The organism is Caulobacter sp. AP07 (genome assembly GCF_000281955.1).
Taxonomy (GTDB): domain Bacteria; phylum Pseudomonadota; class Alphaproteobacteria; order Caulobacterales; family Caulobacteraceae; genus Caulobacter.
On record NZ_AKKF01000171.1, the window covers coordinates 1 to 21,362 of the forward strand.

At 71.1% G+C, this 21,362-nt stretch carries 25 protein-coding genes; 12 read left to right on the forward strand and 13 right to left on the reverse strand.

The genetic code is table 11. The annotated features are described in order from the left end of the window. Positions 1 to 104 (forward strand): DUF559 domain-containing protein (locus PMI01_RS14940; protein WP_007670284.1); only part of this gene is annotated, 104 nt, incomplete at its 5' end. Between the two features lie 74 nt (positions 105 to 178). On the opposite strand, the gene PMI01_RS14945 is transcribed toward PMI01_RS14940, so the two are convergent. After that, positions 179 to 763: an NUDIX domain-containing protein gene (locus tag PMI01_RS14945; protein ID WP_007670287.1), complete on the reverse strand. Its 585-nt coding sequence runs from the start codon at positions 761 to 763 to the stop codon at positions 179 to 181. 10 nt (positions 764 to 773) lie between these two features. After that, positions 774 to 1,892: a cell division protein ZapE gene (zapE, locus tag PMI01_RS14950; protein WP_007670290.1), complete on the reverse strand. Its 1,119-nt coding sequence runs from the start codon at positions 1,890 to 1,892 to the stop codon at positions 774 to 776. A 91-nt stretch (positions 1,893 to 1,983) separates the two neighbouring features. Between zapE and PMI01_RS14955 the strand changes: the two genes are divergently transcribed. After that, positions 1,984 to 2,175, forward strand: coding sequence for a hypothetical protein (locus tag PMI01_RS14955; RefSeq protein WP_007670291.1), 192 nt, complete (start codon positions 1,984 to 1,986; stop codon positions 2,173 to 2,175). On the opposite strand, the gene PMI01_RS14960 is transcribed toward PMI01_RS14955, so the two are convergent. Beyond that, complete coding sequence (locus PMI01_RS14960; RefSeq protein WP_007670298.1) at positions 2,172 to 2,807, reverse strand: hypothetical protein; 636 nt, start codon at positions 2,805 to 2,807, stop codon at positions 2,172 to 2,174. The genes PMI01_RS14955 and PMI01_RS14960 overlap by 4 nt on opposite strands. A 118-nt stretch (positions 2,808 to 2,925) precedes the next feature. On the opposite strand from PMI01_RS14960, the gene PMI01_RS14965 reads away from it, so the two are divergent. The 7 genes from PMI01_RS14965 (at position 2,926) to trxA (ending at position 13,157) form a co-directional block, all read left to right on the forward strand. Further along, entirely contained in the window at positions 2,926 to 3,777 is an 852-nt protein-coding gene (locus PMI01_RS14965) for a 1-acyl-sn-glycerol-3-phosphate acyltransferase (protein ID WP_007670302.1), read from the forward strand. Then, positions 3,774 to 4,232, forward strand: coding sequence for a tRNA (adenosine(37)-N6)-threonylcarbamoyltransferase complex ATPase subunit type 1 TsaE (gene tsaE / locus PMI01_RS14970; RefSeq protein WP_007670305.1), 459 nt, complete (start codon positions 3,774 to 3,776; stop codon positions 4,230 to 4,232). The genes PMI01_RS14965 and tsaE overlap by 4 nt, the downstream gene beginning before the upstream one ends. Next, entirely contained in the window at positions 4,222 to 5,349 is a 1,128-nt protein-coding gene (gene amgK / locus PMI01_RS14975; protein ID WP_007670308.1) for an N-acetylmuramate/N-acetylglucosamine kinase AmgK, read from the forward strand. Before tsaE ends, amgK begins: the two co-directional genes overlap by 11 nt. Continuing rightward, complete coding sequence (murU, locus tag PMI01_RS14980; protein WP_035036412.1) at positions 5,346 to 6,092, forward strand: N-acetylmuramate alpha-1-phosphate uridylyltransferase MurU; 747 nt, start codon at positions 5,346 to 5,348, stop codon at positions 6,090 to 6,092. Before amgK ends, murU begins: the two co-directional genes overlap by 4 nt. After that, positions 6,089 to 9,061 carry a double-strand break repair protein AddB gene (gene addB, locus PMI01_RS14985; RefSeq protein ID WP_007670319.1) on the forward strand — a complete coding sequence of 991 codons (2,973 nt, stop codon included), beginning with the start codon at positions 6,089 to 6,091 and terminating at the stop codon, positions 9,059 to 9,061. Before murU ends, addB begins: the two co-directional genes overlap by 4 nt. A 142-nt stretch (positions 9,062 to 9,203) precedes the next feature. Beyond that, on the forward strand, positions 9,204 to 12,695 hold the full coding sequence (gene addA, locus PMI01_RS14990) for a double-strand break repair helicase AddA (RefSeq protein WP_007670321.1): 3,492 nt from the start codon (positions 9,204 to 9,206) through the stop codon (positions 12,693 to 12,695). Positions 12,696 to 12,821: 126 nt separating this feature from the next. After that, positions 12,822 to 13,157 carry a thioredoxin gene (gene trxA / locus PMI01_RS14995; RefSeq protein ID WP_007670322.1) on the forward strand — a complete coding sequence of 112 codons (336 nt, stop codon included), beginning with the start codon at positions 12,822 to 12,824 and terminating at the stop codon, positions 13,155 to 13,157. A 72-nt stretch (positions 13,158 to 13,229) separates the two neighbouring features. On the opposite strand, the gene PMI01_RS26725 is transcribed toward trxA, so the two are convergent. From PMI01_RS26725 to ftsY, 5 genes are all read right to left on the reverse strand, one after another. Continuing rightward, positions 13,230 to 13,340, reverse strand: coding sequence for a hypothetical protein (locus tag PMI01_RS26725; RefSeq protein ID WP_007670323.1), 111 nt, complete (start codon positions 13,338 to 13,340; stop codon positions 13,230 to 13,232). A gap of 106 nt (positions 13,341 to 13,446) precedes the next feature. Beyond that, complete coding sequence (locus PMI01_RS15000; protein WP_007670324.1) at positions 13,447 to 14,151, reverse strand: phytanoyl-CoA dioxygenase family protein; 705 nt, start codon at positions 14,149 to 14,151, stop codon at positions 13,447 to 13,449. A gap of 105 nt (positions 14,152 to 14,256) precedes the next feature. Next, positions 14,257 to 14,838, reverse strand: a complete 582-nt coding sequence (locus PMI01_RS15005) for a MarR family winged helix-turn-helix transcriptional regulator (protein WP_007670326.1) — start codon at positions 14,836 to 14,838, stop codon at positions 14,257 to 14,259. Between the two features lie 97 nt (positions 14,839 to 14,935). Further along, positions 14,936 to 15,565, reverse strand: coding sequence for an inner membrane-spanning protein YciB (locus tag PMI01_RS15010; protein WP_007670333.1), 630 nt, complete (start codon positions 15,563 to 15,565; stop codon positions 14,936 to 14,938). Between the two features lie 3 nt (positions 15,566 to 15,568). Next, on the reverse strand, positions 15,569 to 16,510 hold the full coding sequence (gene ftsY / locus PMI01_RS15015) for a signal recognition particle-docking protein FtsY (RefSeq protein ID WP_007670335.1): 942 nt from the start codon (positions 16,508 to 16,510) through the stop codon (positions 15,569 to 15,571). A 116-nt stretch (positions 16,511 to 16,626) separates the two neighbouring features. On the opposite strand from ftsY, the gene PMI01_RS15020 reads away from it, so the two are divergent. Together PMI01_RS15020 and PMI01_RS15025 are read left to right on the forward strand one after the other, a co-directional pair. Next, positions 16,627 to 17,253: a trimeric intracellular cation channel family protein gene (locus PMI01_RS15020; RefSeq protein WP_007670337.1), complete on the forward strand. Its 627-nt coding sequence runs from the start codon at positions 16,627 to 16,629 to the stop codon at positions 17,251 to 17,253. After that, complete coding sequence (locus PMI01_RS15025) at positions 17,250 to 17,810, forward strand: hypothetical protein (RefSeq protein WP_007670343.1); 561 nt, start codon at positions 17,250 to 17,252, stop codon at positions 17,808 to 17,810. The genes PMI01_RS15020 and PMI01_RS15025 overlap by 4 nt, the downstream gene beginning before the upstream one ends. Before the next feature lie 9 nt (positions 17,811 to 17,819). On the opposite strand, the gene PMI01_RS15030 is transcribed toward PMI01_RS15025, so the two are convergent. After that, positions 17,820 to 18,146, reverse strand: coding sequence for a helix-turn-helix domain-containing protein (locus PMI01_RS15030; RefSeq protein WP_238537065.1), 327 nt, complete (start codon positions 18,144 to 18,146; stop codon positions 17,820 to 17,822). A 108-nt stretch (positions 18,147 to 18,254) separates the two neighbouring features. Beyond that, positions 18,255 to 18,524 (reverse strand): type II toxin-antitoxin system HigB family toxin, encoded by a 270-nt coding sequence (locus PMI01_RS15035; RefSeq protein WP_238537066.1) that lies wholly within the window; start codon positions 18,522 to 18,524, stop codon positions 18,255 to 18,257. A gap of 264 nt (positions 18,525 to 18,788) precedes the next feature. On the opposite strand from PMI01_RS15035, the gene PMI01_RS15040 reads away from it, so the two are divergent. Next, complete coding sequence (locus PMI01_RS15040; RefSeq protein WP_007670353.1) at positions 18,789 to 19,178, forward strand: thermonuclease family protein; 390 nt, start codon at positions 18,789 to 18,791, stop codon at positions 19,176 to 19,178. Between the two features lie 13 nt (positions 19,179 to 19,191). On the opposite strand, the gene PMI01_RS15045 is transcribed toward PMI01_RS15040, so the two are convergent. The 3 genes from PMI01_RS15045 to PMI01_RS15055 all read right to left on the reverse strand — a co-directional run. After that, complete coding sequence (locus PMI01_RS15045; RefSeq protein WP_007670355.1) at positions 19,192 to 19,644, reverse strand: GFA family protein; 453 nt, start codon at positions 19,642 to 19,644, stop codon at positions 19,192 to 19,194. A gap of 8 nt (positions 19,645 to 19,652) precedes the next feature. Next, positions 19,653 to 20,744 (reverse strand): endonuclease/exonuclease/phosphatase family protein, encoded by a 1,092-nt coding sequence (locus PMI01_RS15050; protein ID WP_007670357.1) that lies wholly within the window; start codon positions 20,742 to 20,744, stop codon positions 19,653 to 19,655. Between the two features lie 2 nt (positions 20,745 to 20,746). Beyond that, a partial coding sequence (locus tag PMI01_RS15055) for a radical SAM protein (RefSeq protein ID WP_007670360.1) occupies positions 20,747 to 21,362 on the reverse strand: 616 nt, incomplete at its 5' end.

A 21,362-nucleotide genomic window follows, 5' to 3' on the forward strand; every position in this document is an offset into this window, starting at 1 on the left:
TGTTCGGATACATCGTGGTGAGGTTTCGCAACGCGCGGGTCCTTGCCGATCCGGGCGGAACGGCGGACGACATCCTGGCCGTGCTTCGCTCGGAGAGGGTGTAACCTCTCACCCTCCCACCGCTTCGCGGCGGGTCCCTCCCTCTCTCTAAGAGAGAGAGGGATCATTAGGCCGCTCACTAACCTCGAAACAAATTCAACGCCGCGTGCTGCAGCAGCATGATGGTCTTGGCGTCGCGGATGCGGCCGTCGGCGACCATGGCCAGGGCCTCGTCGATGGACAGCTCCAGCACCTCGATGTCCTCGCCCTCGTCCGGATGGCCGCCGCCATCGCCGATCCGCATCGAGGCGTCGTACTCGGCGACGAAGAAGTGCAGGACCTCCGTCACCGAACCCGGGCTCATGAAGGCCTGGAAGACCGGCGTCACCGCGCCGAGGCGATAGCCCAACTCCTCCTCGACCTCCGCCCGGATGCGCGTTTCCGGTTCGGCGTCGTCCAGCAGGCCGGCGGCCGCCTCGATCAGCAGGTCGTCGTAACCGTTCACGAAGGCGGGATAGCGGAACTGCTTGACCAGCAGCACGGTGCGATGGGCCAGGTTGTAGGGCAATAGCACCGCCCCGTTCCCACGATCGTAGTGCTCGCGATGCTGGGTCTGCCAGGTCCCGTCCCGTCGCTTCCAGTCGAAGGTGGTCGTCTTCAGGACGTACCAGTTGTCGGAGAGCAGCCGTGTCTCCTGGACACGGACGCGGTCTTTTACGCTCATTCTCACGCTCCTAATCCCTCACCCGAGCCACGTAGTCGGCCGAACGCATTTCCTGCAGGCGCGACACCGTGCGCTCGAACTCGAACGACCCGTCGCCAGCCGGATACAGGGTCTCGGGCTCGCCGTCGGCCAGGGCCACCAGCTTGGCGTCGGCTTCGTAGAGCGAGTCGATCAGGGTGTTGAACCGCTTGGCCGCGTCGCGCCGGTCGGGGGTGAGCAGCGGCACGTCCTCGAGGAACAGGGTGTGGAAGCGCGCGGCGATCGCCAGGTAGTCCTGCGGGCCCAGGGCCTGCTGGCACAGGCTGGCGAACGAGGCCCGCAGCAGGCCGCCGGCGGCGCGCGGGAAGCGCATCTTGCGGCCCAGGACTTCCACGGTGGCCCCGGTCTCCTCGGCCCCGTCCAGCATGTCGGCCCACAGGGCGTCGAACGCGGCGGCGTTCGTCTTGTCGTCCGGCGACAGCCAGGTGCGGGCGGCCCGCAGCCGGTCCAGGCGGAAGTCGACCGGGCCGCGCACCGCCACCACGTCCATCCTCTCCTTCAGCATGGCGATGAAGGGCGTGAAGAGCTGGCGGTTGAGGCCGTCCTTGTAGAGGTCGTCGGGCGGGCGGTTGGAGGTGGCCACCAGGGTGACCCCTTGCGCGAACAGCGCCTCGAACAGCCGGCCCAGGATCATCGCGTCGGCGATGTCGGTGACCTGCAGCTCGTCGAAGCACAGCAGCCGGGCCTGGCTGGCGATCAGGTCGGCGGTCGGGGCGATCGGGTCGTCGCCCTTGTGCTGACCGAACCGCGCCTTGCGCTCGGCCGCGTCGCCCTTGCGCCAGGCGTCGATATGGCCGTGGACCTCGGCCATGAAGGCGTGGAAGTGGGCGCGGCGCTTCCGGTCGACCGGGGCGCTGTCGAAGAACAGGTCCATCAGCATCGACTTGCCGCGCCCCACCGGGCCCCACAGATAGACCCCCTTCTTGCCCTTGGGCTTGCGCCCGAACAGCGAGAAGCCCGGCTCGCCGGCGTTGTCGAGATCGGCCTCCAGCCGCGACAGGGCGTCGACGGCGGCGGCCTGGGCGGCGTCGGGCTTGATCTCGCCCTGGGCCAGGCGCTGACGATAGGCGGTGCGGACGGATGTAGGCATCGCGAACGGGGTTAGCGCGCGGCGGCGTTCAGGAAAAGCGGAACGTGGCCGGAGCCGGGTTCGTTTTCCTCAGGAACACCAGGAGACCGCCATGGCCCAGCCCCAAGACCGACCGATCCCTTCAGACCTCGCGCCCGAAGGCGCGACCGCGGCGCTCTATGACGCCGGCGACAACCTGGAACTCGACGCCGGCGCGACGCCGCGCAACGCCGACCTCGACCACCAGCACGGCCGCAAGACCCGCCGGGCCCGCAAGAACGAGATCAGCAACCGGCCCCTCTAGATCCCCAGGTCCTTCCGCACGAACCTGTAGGTCTCCCGCCGCTCGCAGGCGCAGGCCTTCATCTTGCCGTCCTTGCTCCACCAGACCAGCAGCGGATAGGCGAAGTTCACCCCGTTGGCCTTGAGCAGCGGCCGCAGGTCCTCGACGGTCTTGCGGCCGGCCTCGATCACCGCCGTGCGGGCCACGTCGCCGTCGGCGGGATGGAGGCCCGCCGCCGTCCAGGCCTCGACCGGCGTGGCGTCCCAGCGCTCCGACAGCGCCCAGTCGCGGTTGACCCACAGCTCAGCCACGGTCGCCCGTTCGGCCGGGGTGGACTTGGGCACGCCGTTGCGGTCGGCGCGGGCGATCTCGATCAGCCGGGTGTCGACCCCGGCCTTGTGCAGGCGCGGATATTCCTCCTGCTTGAAGCGCACGCAGTCGGGGCAGGTGCGGAAACTGACCATGTAGAGCCTGGGCCCGGCCAGGCCCGGCGACACCCAGCCCGAGCTCTCGAGAATCTTGGAGATCTCCGCCTGGTTCCTGGTGATGGTCTTGGGCCGCCAGCGCAGCTCGAAGTTCCAATAGGCCCAGACCCCCGCCCCGATGGCGACGATCACGACGGCGAGGACCAGCCAGCGGCCGAGGTTTTTCATGAAGCGCTCCTGAATGCCCGGTCGCCAACCTCGGACGGCGCGGCCTCCACGTCAAATTTCCCGCCGACCGCGCGGGGCTCGCCTTGGAAGCGGGGCCGGGCTTCTCTAGAGTCGGCGCATGGTCAATCCGCGGGGCGCGCCGGCCCGCCCCCACATCATCGACACCCTGATCGCCGAGCGCGCGCCCCGGCTGTGCGGCTCGCCGGCCTGGCCGCTGGCGCGCGGACCGCTGTACGCCCTGCTCAGCTACGGCAAGGCCCGGGCCATGGCCGACGCCATCGCTCCAATGGCCGGCCGCGAGGCGCTGGAATACGTCTCCAACCTGCTGAGCGTGAAGGTCGAGGTCCAGGGCCTGGAGAACCTGCCGGCCAAGGGTCGTGTGCTGATCGTCTGCAACCACCCGACCGGCATCGCCGACGGGGTGGCCGTCTACGACGCCCTCAAGGCGCGGCGGCCTGACCTGACGTTCTACGCCAACGCCGACGCCCACCGGGTCTGCCCCGGCCTCGACGACGTGCTGATCCCGGTCGAATGGGTCGAGGCCAAGCGCACCCTGGGCCACACCCGCCAGGTCCTGCAACGCACCAAGGCGGCGCTGGAGGCCGAGCGGGCCCTGGTGATCTTTCCGGCCGGCCGCCTGGCGATCCAGGTCGAGGGCCGGCTGACCGACCGCCCCTGGCAGGCCTCGGCCGCCGCGATCGCCCGCTGGTACGGCGCGCCGATCGTCCCGATGCACTTGACCGGCCCCTGGTCGACCCTGTTTCACCTGTTCGACCGCCGAGCCCAGGAGTTGCGCGACATCACCCTGTTCCACGAAATGCTCAACAAGCGCGGCCGCCGCTTCTCGCTGACCGTCGGCCGCCCGATCCCGGCCCAGGCGCTCGATCTCGACGCCGCCGTGGCCACCGAGGCGCTGAAACACTTCGTCGAGCGCGTGCTGCCCGCCAACCCCGAGGCGGTGTTCGGATGATCGAGGTTTCCCTGCCCGACGAGGCCGCCACCCAGCGGCTGGGCCTGGCCTTGTCCAGAGCCCTGCGGCCGGGCGACGCCGTCTGCCTGACCGGCCCGCTGGGGGCCGGCAAGTCGACCCTGGCCCGGGCCATGGTCCGCGCCCTGACCACGCCGGACGAAGAGGTGCCCAGCCCGACCTTCACCCTGGTGCAGTTCTACGACGGCCCCGACTTTCCCGTCGCCCATTTCGACCTCTACCGCGTGACCGACCCGGACGAGGCCTACGAGATCGGCCTGGAGGAGGCTCTGGAGGACGGGGCGGCGGTGATCGAATGGCCACAGCGGCTGCAGGGCCGTCTGCCGGCCAACCGACTCGATATAGACATCACACCCATCGCCGGTGAAGACGGCGAGGCGCGACGGGCGGTGCTGACCGCCCACGGGACCTTCGAAGGACGCAAGCTTGAGCTCTGATCGCGAAACCGCCCCAAAAACAGCCCGCGAAGCGGCGAAGGCGGCCTTCCTGGCCCGCCACGGTTTCGGCGACGCCCGCCGCGAGTCGCTGGGCGGCGACGCCTCGACCCGCAGCTACGAGCGCCTGCATCGCGGGGCCGAAAGCTTCATCTTCATGGACCAGCCGCCGGCCGTGGAGAGCGTGGTCGGTCCGCCGGACGCCAGCCACGCCGAGCGCGTCGCCCTGGGCTACAACGCCGCCGCCCGACTGGCCGCCGGCTCGGTCGCCGCCTTTGTCGCCACCGCCGCCTATCTGCGCGGGCGCGGCCTGTCGGCCCCCCGCGTCCTGGCCCACGACGTCGAGACCGGCCTGGCCGTGCTGGAGGACCTGGGCGACGGCCTCTACGCCACCCTGATCGCCGACGGTCAGGACGAGCGCCTGCTCTACGAGACCGCCGTCGACGTCCAGGTCGCCCTCCACGCCCAGACCCCGCCGGACGTGCTGATCGCCAATGACGGGAATGGGGACGGCGTCGCCTGGCCGCTGCTGACCTACGACACCCTGGCCCTGAAGATCGCCACCGACACCTTCCTGGAATGGTGGCCGAAGTTCGCCGGCATCCCCGCCTTCAGCGACGCCGCCATCGCCGACTGGGACGCCCTGTGGGCCCCGGTCTGGGTGCGCGGCGAGGCCGGCGCCAGCGTCTTCACCCACCGCGACTACCACGCCCAGAACCTGATCTGGCTGCCCGACCGCGACGGCGTGGCCCGGGTCGGCCTGCTGGACTTCCAGGACGCCCTGCGCGCCCACCCGGCCTGGGACCTGACCCACCTGCTGCAGGACGCCCGCCGCGACGTGTCGCCCGAGCTGGAGGCCGCCATGCTCGACCGCTACCTGGCCGCCCGGCCGGAGGTCGATCGCGAGGCGTTCATCCACGACTACCGCGCCCTGGCCGCCTCCAACGCCGCGCGGATCCTCGGCCGGGTGTTCGCCCGCCAGTCCCTGCTGGGCCGCCCGCAGTACGAGGCCTTCATGCCGCGCACCTGGCGCTATCTGGAGCGCAACCTCGAAGACCCGGCGATGGCGGACCTCAAGGCCTGGTTCGATACGCACGTGCCGCCCGAGGCCCGCCGATGACGGGGCCCCAAAATACGCCCAGGATCGCCATGGTGCTGGCCGCCGGCCTGGGCACCCGCATGCGCCCGCTGACCGACGACCGGCCCAAGGCCCTGGTCGAGGTCGGCGGCAAGGCGCTGATCGACCACATGCTGGACCGCCTGGCCGCCGCCGGGGTCGAGACCGCCGTGGTCAACGTCCACTACTTCGCCGACCGGCTGGAGGCGCATCTGGCCGCCCGGCAGGCCAAGGGCCTCGCCCCGCGCATCGTCATCTCCGACGAGCGCCCCCTGGCGCTGGAGACCGGCGGCGGCGTCAAGCACGCCCTGCCGCTGCTGGGCGACGATCCGATCTGGGTGGCCAATATCGACTCGGTGTGGATCGAGCACGGCGGCTCGGCCGTCGACGCGGTGGCCCGGGCCTGGGACCCGGCCAGGATGGACGTCTGCCTGATGCTGGCCTCGACCACCGCTTCGCTGGGCTTCCACGACAGCGGCGACGTGTTCCTGGGCGGCGACGGCGCGGTGCGGTTCAAGGTTCCGGGCGAGACGGCGCCGCTGGTCTATGTCGGCGTCCACATCTGCAAGCCGGCCGTGGTCGCGGACGGCCCCGAAGGCCCGTTCTCGCTGCTGCCGATCTGGAAGGCCCTGGCCGCCGAGCATCGGGTGCATGGCGTCGCGCCGGACGGCCTCTGGATGCATGTCGGTGACCCCGGGGCGGTGGCGGCCGCCGAGGCCCGGCTGGCCAGGACCGGCCCGGCATGAGCGCGGCGGGCCCCTTCGACACGCCGGGGCCGCGCTGGTTCTCGATCCCCGCCCATCGGCCTTTCGTCGAGGACCTGGCGCGCGGCCTGCTGACCGCCCTGGCGCCGCTGGGTCCCGTGGCCCTGGCCCGCGCCACCGTCCTGACCCCGACCCGGCGTGGGGCCCGGGCCCTGGCCGACGCCTTCGTGGCGGCGGGCGGCGGCAGGGCCCTGCTGCTGCCGCAGATCCGGCCGCTGGGCGACCTGGACGAGGGCGAGCCGCCGTTCGAGCCGGGCGAGATCAGCCTCGACGTGCCGCCCGCCGTCTCGTCGCGCCGCCGCCGGTTCGAACTGGCCCGGCTGGTCGCCGACCACGCCCACCTGCTGGACTTCACGCCCCAGGCCGGCCAGGCCCTGGAGATGGCCAAGGCCCTGGCCGAATTCCTCGACAGCTGCCAGATCGAGGAGGTGATCACCGACCACGGCCGCCTGGACGGCCTCGCCGAAGGCGACCTGGCCCAGCACTGGCAGGTCTCGGCGCGGTTCCTGAAGGCGATCCTGGCCGCCTGGCCCGTCCGCCTCGACCAACTGGGCCTGATCGACGTCAGCGACCGCCGGGTGCGGCTGCTCAACGCCCTCTCGGACCAATGGACGACCCAGCCGCCGCAAGGGGTGCTGATCGCCGCCGGCTCGACCGGCACCGCCCCCGCGACGGCCCGCCTGCTGGGCGTGGTCGCCGGCCTGCCGCAGGGCGCCGTGGTGCTGCCGGGCCTCGACGAGGGCCTGGCCGAGGACGCCTGGGCCCAGGTCGGCGAACAGCATCCGCAGGGCGCCATGAAGCGCCTGCTCGACCGCTTCGGCGCCACCCGCGCCGACGTCCGCCCCTGGTGGCCCGAGGCCGACAGCCGGGGCCGCTGGCGTCGCCGGCTGATCAACGAGGCCCTGCGCCCGGCCGAGGCCACCGCCGACTGGCTGGCCCAGATCGACCGCCTGCGGGCCGAGGCCCCGGACCTGGACCCGATCGCCGAGGGCCTGAAGGGCCTGTCGCTGATCAGCGCCCGCACCGAGGAGGAGGCCGCCGTCGCCTGCGCCCTGCTGCTGCGCGAGGCGCTGGAGACCTCGGACCTGACCGCCGCCCTGGTCACCCCCGACCAGGAGCTGGCCCGCCGGGTCAGCGCCCGCCTGGCCCGCTGGGGCGTGGTCGCCGACAGCTCGGCCGGCGCGCCCCTGGCCGCCAGTCCGGCCGCGATCCTGGCCCAGCATGTCGCCGCCCTGGCCATCGATCCGCTCGATCCGGTGCGCCTGCTGGCCGTGGCCAAGCACCCGCTGCTGCGCGCCGACGCCTTCGCCGCCCGCGACCTGGAGCTGAAGGGCCTGCGCGGCCCCGCGCCGCGCGACGCCGACCAGCTGTTGGGCAAGCTCGACAAGCATCCCGAGGCCCAGGCCCTGGCCCTGCGCGTGCTGGCCGCCGCCCGCCAGGCCGCCACGCCCTATGTCGACGACCAGGGCTCGCCGGCCGCCGCCGCCCGCGCCCTGGTCGAGAGCCTGGAGGCCCTGGCCGCCCCTGGCGACCTGTGGGCCGGCTCGGCCGGCGAGAGCCTGGCCAGCCTGCTGTCGTCGCTGATCACCGACGGCGTCGCCCTGCCGCCGGCCTCGGCGATCGGCTTTTCCGACCTGCTCGACCGGCTGGTCAACGAGGAGACCCTGCGGGTCGGCGGCGCCACCCATCCGCGCCTGCGGATCTTCGGGGCGATCGAGGCGCGAATGGTGCGGGCCGACCGGCTGATCCTGGCGGGGCTGGAGGAGGGGATCTGGCCGAAGAACGCGCCGATCGACCCGTTCCTGTCGCGGCCGATGCGCGAGCGCCTGGGCCTGCCGCCGCCCGAGCGCCGCATCGGCCTGACCGCCCACGACTTCGCCCAGGCCGCCGCCGCGCCCGACGTCATCCTGGTCCACAGCGAGCGCCGGGGCGGCGCGCCCGCCGTCGAGAGCCGCTGGCTATGGCGGCTGCGCACCCTGGCGCGCGGCGCGGGGCTGACCCTGCCCGAGCGGCCGGACGTGCTGGCCTGGGCCCGCGACCTCGACGCGCCCGGCCCCTACGCCCCGATCGCCCGCCCGGCCCCGGCCCCGCCGGTCGCCGACCGGCCGCGCAAGATGGCCGTCACCCGGGTCGAGGCCCTGACCCGCGACCCCTACGCCGTCTGGGCCCGCGACATCCTCAAGCTCTATCCGCTGGACCGTCCCGACGAGCCGGTCGAGGCCCGGGCGCGCGGCACGGCGATCCACGCGGCGTTCGAGAAGTTCGCCGAGCAACATCCCGGACCCGTCCCGGCCGACGCCGCCGAGATCTTCGCCGGGCTCTACCTGTCCGAACTGGTCGCCGCCGGCATGCCGCCCGCCGCCCTGGCCCGCGAGCGCGCCCTGGCCCGCGAGGCGGCGCTGTGGGTCGCCGACCTGGAGACCCGCCGCCGGGCGGGCGCCGAGCGCATCGTCGTGGAGGCCGCCGGGTCCCTGACCTTCGACATCGGTGGCCGGCCGTTCACCGTCACCGCCAAGGCCGACCGCATCGAGCCGACCGCCGACGGCCTGGCCCACATCCTCGACTACAAGACCGGCGCCGCGCCGTCGAAGAAGCAGGTCGAGACCGGCTTCTCGCCCCAGCTGACCCTGACCGCCGCCATCCTGCGCGAGGGCGGTTTCCCGGACATCGGTCCGCGCGAGCCCGGCGACCTGACCTATCTGCGGGTCACAGGCCGCAAGCCCGCCGGCGTCGAGGAGGTGCGGGCCGCCGCCGGGGTCGACAGCCAGGAGGCGGCGATCAAGGCGCTGAACGGCCTGCGGGAGCTGGTCGAGCGCTACGACAACCCCGCCCAGCCGTATCTGTCGCGGGTGGCCCCGCAGTTCGTGCACGACCATGCCGGGGACTATGGCCACCTGGCGCGGGTGTTCGAATGGTCGACCAGCGGCGATGACGGGGAGGGCGGAGAATGAGCCACGTCCTGTCCATTCAACAGGTCCTCCCCCTGTGGGGGAGGCGATCGCGCAGCGATCGGTGGGGGGAACCTGCCGAGGTGGGATCACTCCCCCCTCCGGCCCATTCGGGCCGCCTCCCCCACAGGAGGAGGGCCTGATCATGTCCGACGCCGCGACCATGACCGTCGACCCCCAGCGCATCGCCGCCGACCCGGCTATCTCGGCCTTCGTCACCGCCAACGCCGGCTCGGGCAAGACCAAGACCCTGATCGACCGGGTCGCGCGCCTGCTGCTGGCCGGCTCGACGCCCGAGGCCATCCTCTGCGTCACCTACACCAAGGCCGCCGCCGCCGAGATGCAGCGGCGGCTGTTCGAGCGGCTGGGCGAATGGTGCGTCACGCCCGACACCGAACTGCGCCGCCGGGTGGGCGAGCTGGAGGGCCGCGATCCGGCCACCTTCAGCCACGGCGAGCTGTCGCGGGCCCGCGGCCTGTTCGCCAAGGCGCTGGAGACGCCGGGCGGCCTGAAGATCCAGACCATCCACGCCTTCTGCGAAAAGCTGCTGCGGCGCTTTCCGCTGGAAGCCGGGGTGTCGCCCGGCTTCACGGTGATGGACGACAGCGCCTCGGCCGCGATCGCCCAGGGCGCCCTGCGGCAGGTGGCGACCTGGGTCACCGACCATGACGACGCCTTCGCCCAGGCCTATGCCCGGTTCTCGGTGGCGCTGGACTTCGCGTCGTTCGAGGCGATGTTCGCGACCTTCGAGACCCAGCGCGGGGCGATCGGGGCCTATCTGGCGGCCAAGGGCGGTCTGTCGGGCGCGATCGCCGACGTCTGGAAGGTCTGCGGCTTCCACTACGGGGCCAGCAGCGTCGAGGACGTGACCGCCGAGGCCATGGCCGAGCTGGACCGCGACCTGTGGCGTTCGATCGCCGACGTGCTGCTGAACGGCACCAAGACCGACATCAAGTGCGCCGGGCTGATGCTGGCGGTGGCCGCCGACCCGCACGCCGACCTCGACCAGGCCCTGGCGGCGCTGTTCACCGAGAAGGGCGCGGGCACACCGGCGACCTGGCCGGCCAAGACCTCGGGCCTGAAGGCCCGCGAGGACCTGCGCGCCCGCCTGCTGGCCGAGCAGGAGCGGCTGGAGGAGGCCCGCGAATGGCTGCGCGCCGCCCGGGTGGCCGAGGACAGCAGCGACGCCCTGCGGCTGGCCGGCCTCTACATTTCCTCGCACCAGGTGGAGAAGGCGGCCCGCGGCGCCCTCGACTTCGCCGACCTGATCGACCGCACCCGCATCCTGCTGACCGAGAAGGTCGACGCGGCCTGGGTGCTCTACAAGCTGGACGGCGGCATCGACCACATCCTGCTGGACGAGGCCCAGGACACCGCCCCCGACCAGTGGGCGATCCTGCGGGCCCTGACCTCGGACTTCTTCGCCGGCGAGGGCGCGGCGCGGTGGAGGGCGGGCGAGGACACCCGCACCCTGTTCGTGGTCGGCGACGAGAAGCAGTCGATCTATTCGTTCCAGGGGGCCGATCCCCAGCGCCTGCTGTCGGAGACCCAGGCCTATATCGCCCAGATCATCGCCGCCGACCGGGTGGGCAAGGCCGTGCCGCTGACCATGTCCTACCGTTCGACGGTGGAGGTGCTGAGCTTCGTCGACGCCCTGTTCTCGGCCCCGGAGACCCGCTCGGGCGTGCCGGCCCCGGCCGGCGAGGACGTGGTCCGCCACCAGCCGTTCCGCGTGGAGCACAAGGGCTGCGTCGACCTGTGGCCGCTGGAGCGCGAACTGCCCGGCGAGGAGCGCGAGGCCTGGGACGCGCCGCTGGACGCCGAGAGCCAGCACGGCGCCAACCGCCGCCTGGCCGAGAAGATCGCCGTCGAGATCCAGGCCCTGATCGCCCGTGGCGACGCGGTGTTCGACAAGGAGACCCGGGTCTGGCGACCAGCCCATCCCGGCGACGTCATCGTGCTGGTGCGACGGCGCAAGGCGCTGTTCGAGGAGGTGCTGCGGGCCCTGAAGCGGCGCGGCGTGCCGGTGGCGGGCGCCGACCGATTGAGCCTGTCGGCCCATATCGTCTTCGACGACCTGCTGGCCCTGGGCCGGTTCTGCCTGTTCCCCGACGACGACCTGACCCTGGCGGCCCTGCTGAAGAGCCCGTTCTGCGGCCTGTCGGACGACGACCTCTACGCCCTGGCCAGGGGCCGGCCGGCCACGCTGTGGCGGGCGCTGGAGCAGCGCGCCGCCGAACAGCCCGCTTGGACCGCCGCCCACGCCCTGCTGCGCTGGGCCCTGGCCGAGGCCCGCCGCCGCCAGCCGTTCGAGTTCTACGCCCTGCTGCTGGGCCGGGTGGACGACACCGTGCGCTCCAACCGCGCCAAGGTGCTGACCCGCCTGGGCGAGGAGGCGGCCGAGGCGCTGGACGAGTTCCTGGCCCAGGTGCTGGCCGCCGAGGCGCGCGGGGTGCGCGACCTGGAGGCCCTGGTCGCCGACTTCGCCAGCCTCGACATCGTCGTCAAGCGCGAGATGGAGGGCGCCCGCCGGGAGGTGCGGGTGATGACCGCCCACGGCGCCAAGGGCCTGGAAGCGCCGATCGTCTTCCTGCCCGAGACCACCATGAAGGGCGGGGCGCGCGGCTCGCCGCTGCTGGCCACCCAGGAGGGCGGCTTCCTGTGGTGCGCGTCGAAGGCCAATGACTGCGAGCCCTCGGCCCGAGCCCGCGAGCGCCGCGAGAAGAAGGACGCCGAGGAGGCCCTGCGCCTCTACTACGTGGCCCTGACGCGAGCGCGAGATCGTTTGATCCTCTGCGGCCGCATCGACGCCCGCACCAAGGACGAGAACGTCGGCGGCTGGTACGCCGCCGCCCAGGCCGCCTTCGCCCATCCCGACGTCGAGCCGAGGGTGCGCGAGATCGGCGACGAACTCGCCAATGGCGGCCGCCGGCGCTTCGGGCCCGACCCGCTGCGGGCCGAGGCCCCGGCGCCGCGCCTCGTCCCGGACGCGGTCCCGACCCCGGCCTGGACCCTGGCCCCGGCCAGGCCCGAGACCCCCGCCGCCCGCTACGCCGCGCCCTCGACCCTGGAGGACGAGGCCAGGGGCAGCGCGCCCTCGCCCCTGGCCGTGATCGAGGGCCTGGGCCGCTACCGTCGCGGCGAGATCATCCACCGGCTGCTGCAGTTGCTGCCCGACCTGGAACCCGAAGGCCGCCGGACGGCCGCCGGACGCCTGCTGGCCGCCGAGCGCGACCTGACCGACGACCAGCGCCAGGAAATGGCCGCCGCCGCCTTCGGGGTTCTGGAGGACGACCGCTTCGCGCGCGTGTTCGGCCCCGGCTCGCGGGCCGAGGTCGCGGTGGCCGGCGGCGCGGCGGGCCTGCCCCAGGGCCTGGCGATCTCCGGCCGGGTCGACCGGCTGGTGGTGACGCCGCAGCGGGTGCTGGTGGTCGACTACAAGACCAACCGCCCGTCGCCGGCCCGCATCGAGGACGCCGATCCGGCCTATCTGTCGCAGATGGCGGTCTATGCCGCCGTGCTGGCCGAGGTGTTCCCGGGCCGCGCGATCGAGGCGGCGATCGTCTGGACGGATGGTCCCAAACTCATGGCGGTTCCAGAAAAGGTGATGGCCGCCGCCCTGGCCCGGCTGTTCTAGATCATTGCCGAGGGGGCGCCGGCCCCCTAAATCTTGCTGCAAGCGGGGAGCGAATCCCCAAACCTTTGTTTTTCTTGCGCGCGCCGGCGAGGCTTTCGCCGCCGGGCGCCCAGATGGAGCTGCCTGATGAGCACCGTAGTGGTGACCGACGAGTCCTTCGAAAAGGACGTTCTGCAAGCCGACAAGCCCGTCCTCGTCGACTTCTGGGCCGAGTGGTGCGGTCCCTGTAAGCAGATCGCCCCGGCCCTGGAGCAGATCTCCGAGGAACTGGCCGACCACGTCACCGTGGCCAAGGTCAATATCGAGGACAGCCCCACGACCCCGTCGCGCTACGGCGTGCGCGGCATCCCGACGATGATGCTGTTCCGCGGCGGCCAGATGGCCTCGATGAAGGTCGGCGCCATGCCCAAGGCCAAGATCCTCGAATGGCTGAACGAAGCCGGCGTGCAACAGCCGGCCTAGACCTCACGGTTTAGCTGAAACCGCCAGCCGCCCATCCCGCTGACGCGGGGTGGGCGGTTTGGCGTTCAGGGCCTACTTCTTGCCCGACGTGACGATGAACGGCGAAACCGAGGCCGGCGCGGCCTTCTTGTCGGCCTTCGGTTTGCGGACTTCCTTGTTGGACTTCTTCTGACCCTTGGCCATGCGCGTTCCTGCCAGGACGCTCGCGCGCCGGGGATGTCCAGCACGCCGAGCCGCCCTATCGGCGTGGGGTGATATTAGAGCTCCGCCGAGCGAGGACCTAAGGGTTTCACGCCCCTCCCTCGCCGCTGTCGGAGGAGATCGCGCACGGGACGAACACCTCGCTGGTGTCCATGCGCACGCCGCGGATGGCGCGACAGGCGTCCTCATCCGGTCGATTGCGCTCCGGCATGAAGCTCAGCAGCAATGAGCGGCGCCGCGCGCCGGAGCGGTTTCGGGTCGCCCCGTGCAGCAGGTCGGCGTCGAACACCAGGATGTCCCCCGCCTCGCCCGCCAGGACCAGGGACAGGGCCTCGTCCGGCTCGCCCCGGTCGAGATGGCGCGGAACCACGCGGGTGGCGCCGTTGTCCGGCCCGTAGGGGTCAAGGAAGACCAGGGCGGCGACGGCGTTCAGGCCCGCGCCATCGCGATGCAGGGCTTGGTGGCCGCCGCCCGGCAGCGGCTCGCGCCCCTCGACCTGGCAGAGGAAGAAGGGACCGCCCAGCATCCGCCCCGCCGCCGCCAGCAGGGGTGGCAGGCGACAGGTCCGCTGCACCGTGGGATCGAGATCGACCAGGGCGTGCCGCCAGCCGACGCCTCGGGGCGAGGCCCACTGGTCCGGGGTCCCCACGCCGGCGTCGAAGGCGGCGCACAGCGCGGCGCGCCAGGCCTCGGGCACGGCGCCCCGCAACAGGAGATAACCGTCGCGGTCCAGGGCGGCGGCTTGCTCCGCCTCCAGCGGGTCGACCTGGGTGGGCGTCAGGAGATCGCTCATGGCGCTCCCTAGAACCCCACCGCGCCGTTCGCAAGGGCGTCGCGCAGGGACGCGAGCGGGCGTGGAGGCGCCAACCCCGGGTCCTTTTTTGGCTGAGGGGCGGCGTCAGGCCGCCTTCTTGGCGGCCTTGTCCTTCTTGGGCTTCTTGTCCTTCTTGGGCGCCTTCTCGGCCTTCGGGGCCTTGGCCGCCTTCAGCTTCTTGGCCTTGGCCTCGGGCTCGGCGGCGTGGACGTCGGAGGCCGCCATCTCGGCGAGCAGTTCGAGGAAGCCGGCGCGCTTGCCGGGCTTGAGCAGGGCCAGGATGCGGGCGTCGGCCATGGCCACCTTGGGGCGGCTTTCCTCCAGCACGGTGGCGCCGGCTTCGGTCAGGCTGACGGTGTTGGCGCGGGCGTCGAGGTCGGATCGGTGACGCTCCAGGTGGCCCTTGGAGATCATCCGGGCGACCATGTCGGCCAGGGTCGAGCGGTCGATGCCGGTGGCGCGGACCAGGCCCGTCTGGGTGACGCCCTCGTTCTCGGCCACGGCGGCCAGCACGGCGAACTGCCGCTGGGTGACGCCGCCGGTCCCGCTTTCCTCGACATAGATGTCGAGGGCCAGTTGCAGCACACGGTGCAGGAGATGGCTGGGCGAGCGGTCCAGAACCCCGCCCCGATCAGCCCTGTCCTTGTCGCCCTTGGTCTTGGCCATGGTCCGTCGTCCCTCGTTTCCGCCGACGGACCTTCACGTACCATGGTTCCACGTCGGTTTAACGACAGATGGTCCGTAGGCGGCCAGTTGGAAAGGGCTAGAACCCCGCGTCCGGCGGTTCCGGGGTCTTGGCCTCGTCGCCCTTGGCCATGTGCTTCATCATGAAGGGCACCTGGCTCAGCGAGAACAGGATGGCCAGCGGCAGCAGGCCGATGCGGAACTTGACCCACATGTCGGTGGTCTGGGTCAGGCGGACGATCTCGTTGGCGACCGCGGCGAAGGCGAAATAGCCGCCATAGCGCAGGGTCAGGGTGCGCCAGGCGGCGTCCGGCAGGTGCACGGCCTCGCCCATCAGGGCCTTGAGCGGCGCGCGATGGGTCAGCACCCCGCCGATCATGAACAGCGCCAGGGCGGCGTTGACCACCGTCACCTTGATCTTCACGAACACGTCGCTGTGGAACACCAGGCCCAGGGTCCCGAAGATCAGGGCCATGACGCCGGAGAACAGCGGCAACAGGGCCACCCGGCGCTCGACCAGATAACCCAGGACCAGGGCCAGGGCCGAGGCGGCGACCAGCACCCAGGTGGCGGTCTGGAAGTTCTTGGTGGCGAAGAAGGCCACGGCGAAGGCGATCGGCGCGCCGTAGTCGACGGCGGTGCGCACCCAGGCGGCGTTCTTCTTCCTGGCGGCTTCGGGGGCGGTCTCGGGGGGCGGGGTGTCGGTCATCGCTTAGTCCTCGAGTCCCACCAGCGAGCGCGAGAAGGCGCGCGCGTCGAACGGTTGCAGGTCGTCGACGCCCTCGCCGACCCCGATCAGCTTGATCGGGCTGTCGCTGGCCCGGGCCACGGGCACCAGCACCCCGCCGCGCGCCGTGCCGTCCAGCTTGGTCATCACGATGCCGGAAACCCCGACCTGGTTGCCGAAGATCTTCTCCTGGGCCAGGGCGTTGCGGCCGACCGTGGCGTCCAGCACCAGCAGGGTCTCGTGCGGCGCGTCGGGATCGACCTTCTTGAGCACCCGGATGACCTTGAGCAGCTCGTCCATCAGGCCCTGCTTGTTCTGCAGCCGGCCCGCGGTGTCGATCAGCACCACGTCGTGGCCTTCCAGCTTGGCGCGCTCCACGGCCTCGTAGGCCAGGGCGGCGGCGTCGGCGCCGGGCGGCCTGGACATGAAGTCGGCCCCGGCCCGGTCGGCCCAGACCTTCAGCTGCTCGACGGCGGCGGCGCGGAAGGTGTCGCCGGCGGCGATCAGCACCTTGGCGTTCCGGCCGGTCAGGTCGGAGGCGATCTTGCCCAATGTGGTGGTCTTGCCCGAGCCGTTGACGCCGATGAACAGCACCACATAGGGCCGAGGTCCCGACAGCGGGTCGAAGGTTCCCTCGCGGTCGACCAGCTCGGCGGCGACCAGCTCGGCCAGGGCTTCCTTGACCTCGGTCTCGGTCGACGACTTGCCGAACCGCGCCTTGCCGAAGGCGTCGGCGATGCGGGCGGCGATCGTGGGGCCCAGGTCGGCCTCGATCAGCATCTCTTCCAGCTGGTCGAGCTGCTCCTGGTCCAGCGGTTTCTTGGTGAAGGCGCCGGTGACCTGCTCGGTCATCTGTTGGGACGACCGGGCCAGGCCGGACGTCAGGCGCTGGAACCAGCCTTTTTTCTGCTCGGGCTTTTCGCTCATGGCGTTCCTTTAGAGCGTGGCAGCCGAAAGTGTGAGCGGTTTCGGCGCCCGCCACGCTCCAACTTTATAGAGATAGAGCCTGAGACAGGCTCTATCGGCCGTGGCATGAAACGCCAATGGACGCGCTAACGACCACACTGTTCTGGCTGGATTATGCCGCCGTCGCCGTGTTCGGCGCGACCGGGGCGCTGGCGGCGGCGCATCGCAAGCACGACATCGTCACCTTCGGCTTCTTCGCCGCCATCACCGGGGTGGGCGGCGGCACCCTGCGCGACCTTCTGATCGGCGCGCCGGTGTTCTGGATCCAGCGGCCGGGCTATGTCGTGGCCTGCCTGACGGCGGCCCTGGCCATCTGGCTGCTGGGCAAGCGTGGCTGGCGGTTCCGGGCCCTGCTGTGGCTCGACGCCCTGGGCATGGCCGCCTACGCCGTGGTCGGCACGGCCAAGGCGCTGAACCTCGGCGTCCATCCGTTCACGGCCGTGGTGATGGGTGTGCTGACCACCGCGTTCGGCGGCGTGATCCGCGACGTGCTGGCCGGGGAACCCAGCATCCTGCTCCGCCGCGAGATCTACATCACCGCCGCCTTGCTGGGCGCGAGCGTGTTCGCGCTGCTGACCGGGCTTGGCGTCGCCTTCTGGCCGGCCGGGATCGCCGGCTTCTTCGCCGCCTTCGGCCTGCGGGCCTGCGCGCTCAAGCTCGGCTGGAGCCTGCCGGGCTTCGCGGGCGGCGAGGAGGACGCATGAGCGAAGACGCGGAAGTCCTGGTTCCAGCCAGAACCGGCCTGGACGTCCTTGTGCTCACGACCGCTCTGACCCTGGCCGTCCTTACCCTGGGATGCTGTCTCTACTTCCTGATTTTCCCCGATGCCGCTCCGATTGCGGACGGCGTACGGGTACCGTTTCTGTCGAAATCGAGTTCCGAGGTCGTTGCCGTCTGCGCCCTCCTGGCGGCGGTCACGGTCTGGCTTGGCGCGCGAGGATTCGGCGCCCTGTGGCGGGCGCTCGACCGCCGGCCGATACTCGTGGCCAATACCGACGGCCTGATCTTTCACCCGGCCTTCCGCGCCGAGACGGCGCCTTGGCGAGAGGTCCGCCGGATTCGACAAGCGGGATGGATGGCGCCCTACCATCTCGAGATCGAATTGCGGCGACGCTTCTGGGCGGTCGAAGCGCCCCTGACGACCCGACGAATCCGGATTGGCGGTCTATATCTCGGAAACACGGGCTTCGTGCCGCCCGAGCTGATTTCACGTCTCACGGACCTCGCGGGTCGCGACGAGGATGGGCCACCAACACCCTGACCTCGCCCGTCAGGCGACCTCCTGTTCGCCGATCAGGGCTTGGGCCGGTATGCGCCAGGCCTTCGACAACAACCGGATCTGCGGCAGGGTGAGTTCGCGCCGACCATTCAAGATCTCGGAAGCGCGAGATCGAGAGGCCAGCAAGGTCGCCAGATCGGATTGGTTCAGCCCTTGGCGTTCCATCGCGAAACGGATCGCCTCCACGGGACTGGCCGCCGGCATCGGGAAATGGTCTTCCTCGTACTTGGCCAGGAGCAGGCCCAGCAGTTCGAAGCGATTGGCGCCGTCACCGCCGGCGTCGGGCTCATGGTCAAAATAGGATTCGTATTCCGCCAAGGCCGAAGCGTACCCGGCCTCGTCATGGATGATGCTGATATTCTGTACCATTACGGCCTCCGGCCGATCATGCCGGCGTGAAGGTGACGGGCGCGTGGCCCACGACGATTACACATTCTCCGGATCGATCCTGTCGTACTCCGCATGCGTGCCGACGAACTTCACCAGAACCTGCTTGAAGGTGTAGGAAACCCGCACCACCAAGCGATAGTTGTTGCCGCCGATGTCGAAGATGACCCGGTTGTCGCCGACGAAATCGACGCCGCGAAAGTCGTTCTTGATATCTTGCGGCGTTCGCCACTGAGCCGCTCTCGCGTGATCGTACCAAGCGATCAGCGGCCCCCTGGCGTTCGGGTGGGTTGTCCAGAACGCCTGCAAGATTCTCTTCGTCACGACATTCACGGGCGGACTCTTAGCATATTCCCAGGCCGGGAACAATAGATGGTTCCCGACTCGGGAACGCCAGCTTGGTTCGGGTCGTGGCCGGAAGCTGGCGCGAGCCGATCGCGCCCGACGGCCAAACCCTGATGCGCCCGCCGCGATAGTAAGATGGCTCCAGTCTCGATATAGTAGTAATTCTTGAGAAAATTCAAATAGATAAGGCAATGTTACGGTCGCCCTGGCACAAGCTGGGAGACCATGATGCTGCTACGCCTTGCCTTGCTGAGCCTTGCCCTCGCCCTGCCCGTCAAAGCCCTGGCCGACCCCTGCGTGGCGCCGTTGCCCCCCGCCTCGACGACCTTCGAGGGCGTCGTCCGCTATGTCGGCGACGGCGACAGCCTCTGCGTCAGCACGACCTCGGACCCCCGCACCTGGATCGAGGTCCGCCTCGGCGACTTCTCGGCGCCCGAACTGCGCAGCGCCGCGGGCCCACGCGCCAAGGCCATGCTCAAGGACCTGACCTATGGCCACTACCTGACCTGCCGGGCGGGACGGCAGTCCTATGACCGCGTGGTGGCCCGCTGCCGGCTGAACGGCGTGGGGGTCGGCGACCTGTTGCGGGCGCGGGGCGGGGTCGAAGGCGGAAACTGAGCCGGCGCGAGCGTCAGGTGTCGTGATCCGGATGCTGCCTCGAAACCACCGGTCCCGACGGCCCCAACGGCGGACGCACCGGCATGTCGGCCAGGTGCGCCATCCAGGCCGGGCGGCCCTCGACGGCCAGTTGCACCACCGGCTGGACCTTGGACGGATCGTCGAAAGCGAACACCGCCAGGTCGATCCCGTCGGGGCCGTAGTCGAAGGTCAGGGGCGTGCCGCAGGCGGCGCAGAAGCCGCGCCGCACCTGGTCCGAACTCTGGAAATGGGCCGGCGCGCCGCGCGTCCAGACCAGGTCCGCCGCCGATACGGTGACCAGCGCCCCGAACGGTCCGGCGAAGGCCTTCTGGCACATGCGGCAATGGCAGATCGAGGCTCTGCCGATCTCGCCGCCGGTCCGGAAGCGGACCGCGCCGCACTGGCATCCGCCGGTCAACGGGGCGCCGGTCAGGGGCTCGGACATCGGCAACCTCAGGGCTTGGTCACGGGGAGCGGGGTCAGGCGGAAGGTCACTTCATAGCCGTCGTGGTCGGACAGCACCGGCCCGCCGGTGACCGAGCCGTCGAACCGCGCCTCCACCCGGATCGGCCGGATCGACACCCGGTCGCCGTGCTTGAAGCCGATCAGGTCCTGGGTGTCGAGCCAGGGCGCGTCGCCGTCGCCGGAGATCTTGGCGTCGCAGCTGTCGGGGATCTGCTTGCAGACCTGGCTGACCACCTCGAACGGATAGTCGGCCATCACGTAGTCGTAGCGGTCGGGGGCGTGCATGACATTGAAGTCGCCGCCGACGATCAGCGGCGCGCCGGGCGTGCGGTCGACCTCCATGAAGCGCTTCAGCTCATCGGCCTGCAGGTGGTGGGCCATGCGGTTGCGGTTGCGCGGCACGCCCGAGGCGCCCTTGGAGTTCAGGTGGGTGTCGGCGATCTCGACCGGCGTGGGCAGGCCCGGCACCTGCAGGCTGACCAGCATCACCCCCTTGTTGGCCAGGCAGTCGAGGCCCGCGCAGTAGCGATAGGCGTGCGACTTGACCCAGTTGACCGGGTAGTTGCTCAGCACCCACAGGCCGCTGGAGCCCCACTTGCCCCAGCCCTCGCCCTTGCGGCGGTACATCACGCGCTTGTAGCGCGGCCGGTCGTCCTTGCTGAAGGGGTTGCCGTCGCGCTGCTTCTTCCGGGGCCCCCGGGCGACATAGGGATAGCCGCTGAGTTCGATCAGGTCGGCCGTCTCCTCGCGGAAACCCTCCTGCAGCAGGACGACGTCGGGCTCGACGCCCTTCTCGCGCAGCGCCGCCAGCTCACGGCCGATGGCCTTCAGCTTCGAGCCCCGCCCCGCGCGCACCGGCCAGGGCAGGCCCTCGACATTGTAGGTCATGACGCTGAGTTCGACCGGATGCATCGGGCCGACCGGCATGAAGACGGCCGGCGGGGTATCCTCGGTGGCCGGGGCCTGGACCGTGGTCGGCTGGGCGGGCTCGACCTGGATGACCGGCACGTCCTGGGCCAGGGCCGGCGCCGAGGGCAACGCGGCCAGGGCCAGGACGGCGATCAGGCGACGGGCCGCCATCCTCAGGCGGCGAGCTCGGCGATCACCCGGGCGCCGTCATGGCCGGTGACGCGGAAAGCGGCGATCTCGCCCTGCGGCGCGGGGCCGGTGAAGGCGATCTCGGTGAAGTCCTCGGCCCGGGCCACGCCGTCGCGCTCGACCAGGCCGGAAAGGATACGGCCCACCTGGCGGTCCAGGTGCCGTTCGAGACCAGCCTGGCCGGCCTCGCGCAGGCGCCGGGCGCGGTCCTTGATCACCGGCCCCTTGACCGGCGGCATCCGCGCGGCCGGGGTGCCCGGGCGGGCGCTGTAGGGGAAGACGTGCAGGAACGCCAGGCCCGCCTCCTCGACCAGCTTCAGGGTGTTCTCGAACGCCGCGTCGCTCTCGGTCGGGAAGCCGGCGATCAGGTCGGCGCCGAACGCGGTGTCGGGACGCACGGCCCGGACGCTGGCCACCAGCTTCAGGGCGTCGGCCCGGCTGTGACGGCGCTTCATGCGCTTGAGGATCATGTCGTCGCCGGCTTGCAGGGACAGGTGCAGGTAGGGCATCAGCCGCGGCTCGGTCTCGAGCAGCCTGAACAGGTCCGGGTCGATCTCGGCGGCGTCGATCGACGACAGCCGCAGGCGCGGCAGGGGCCGG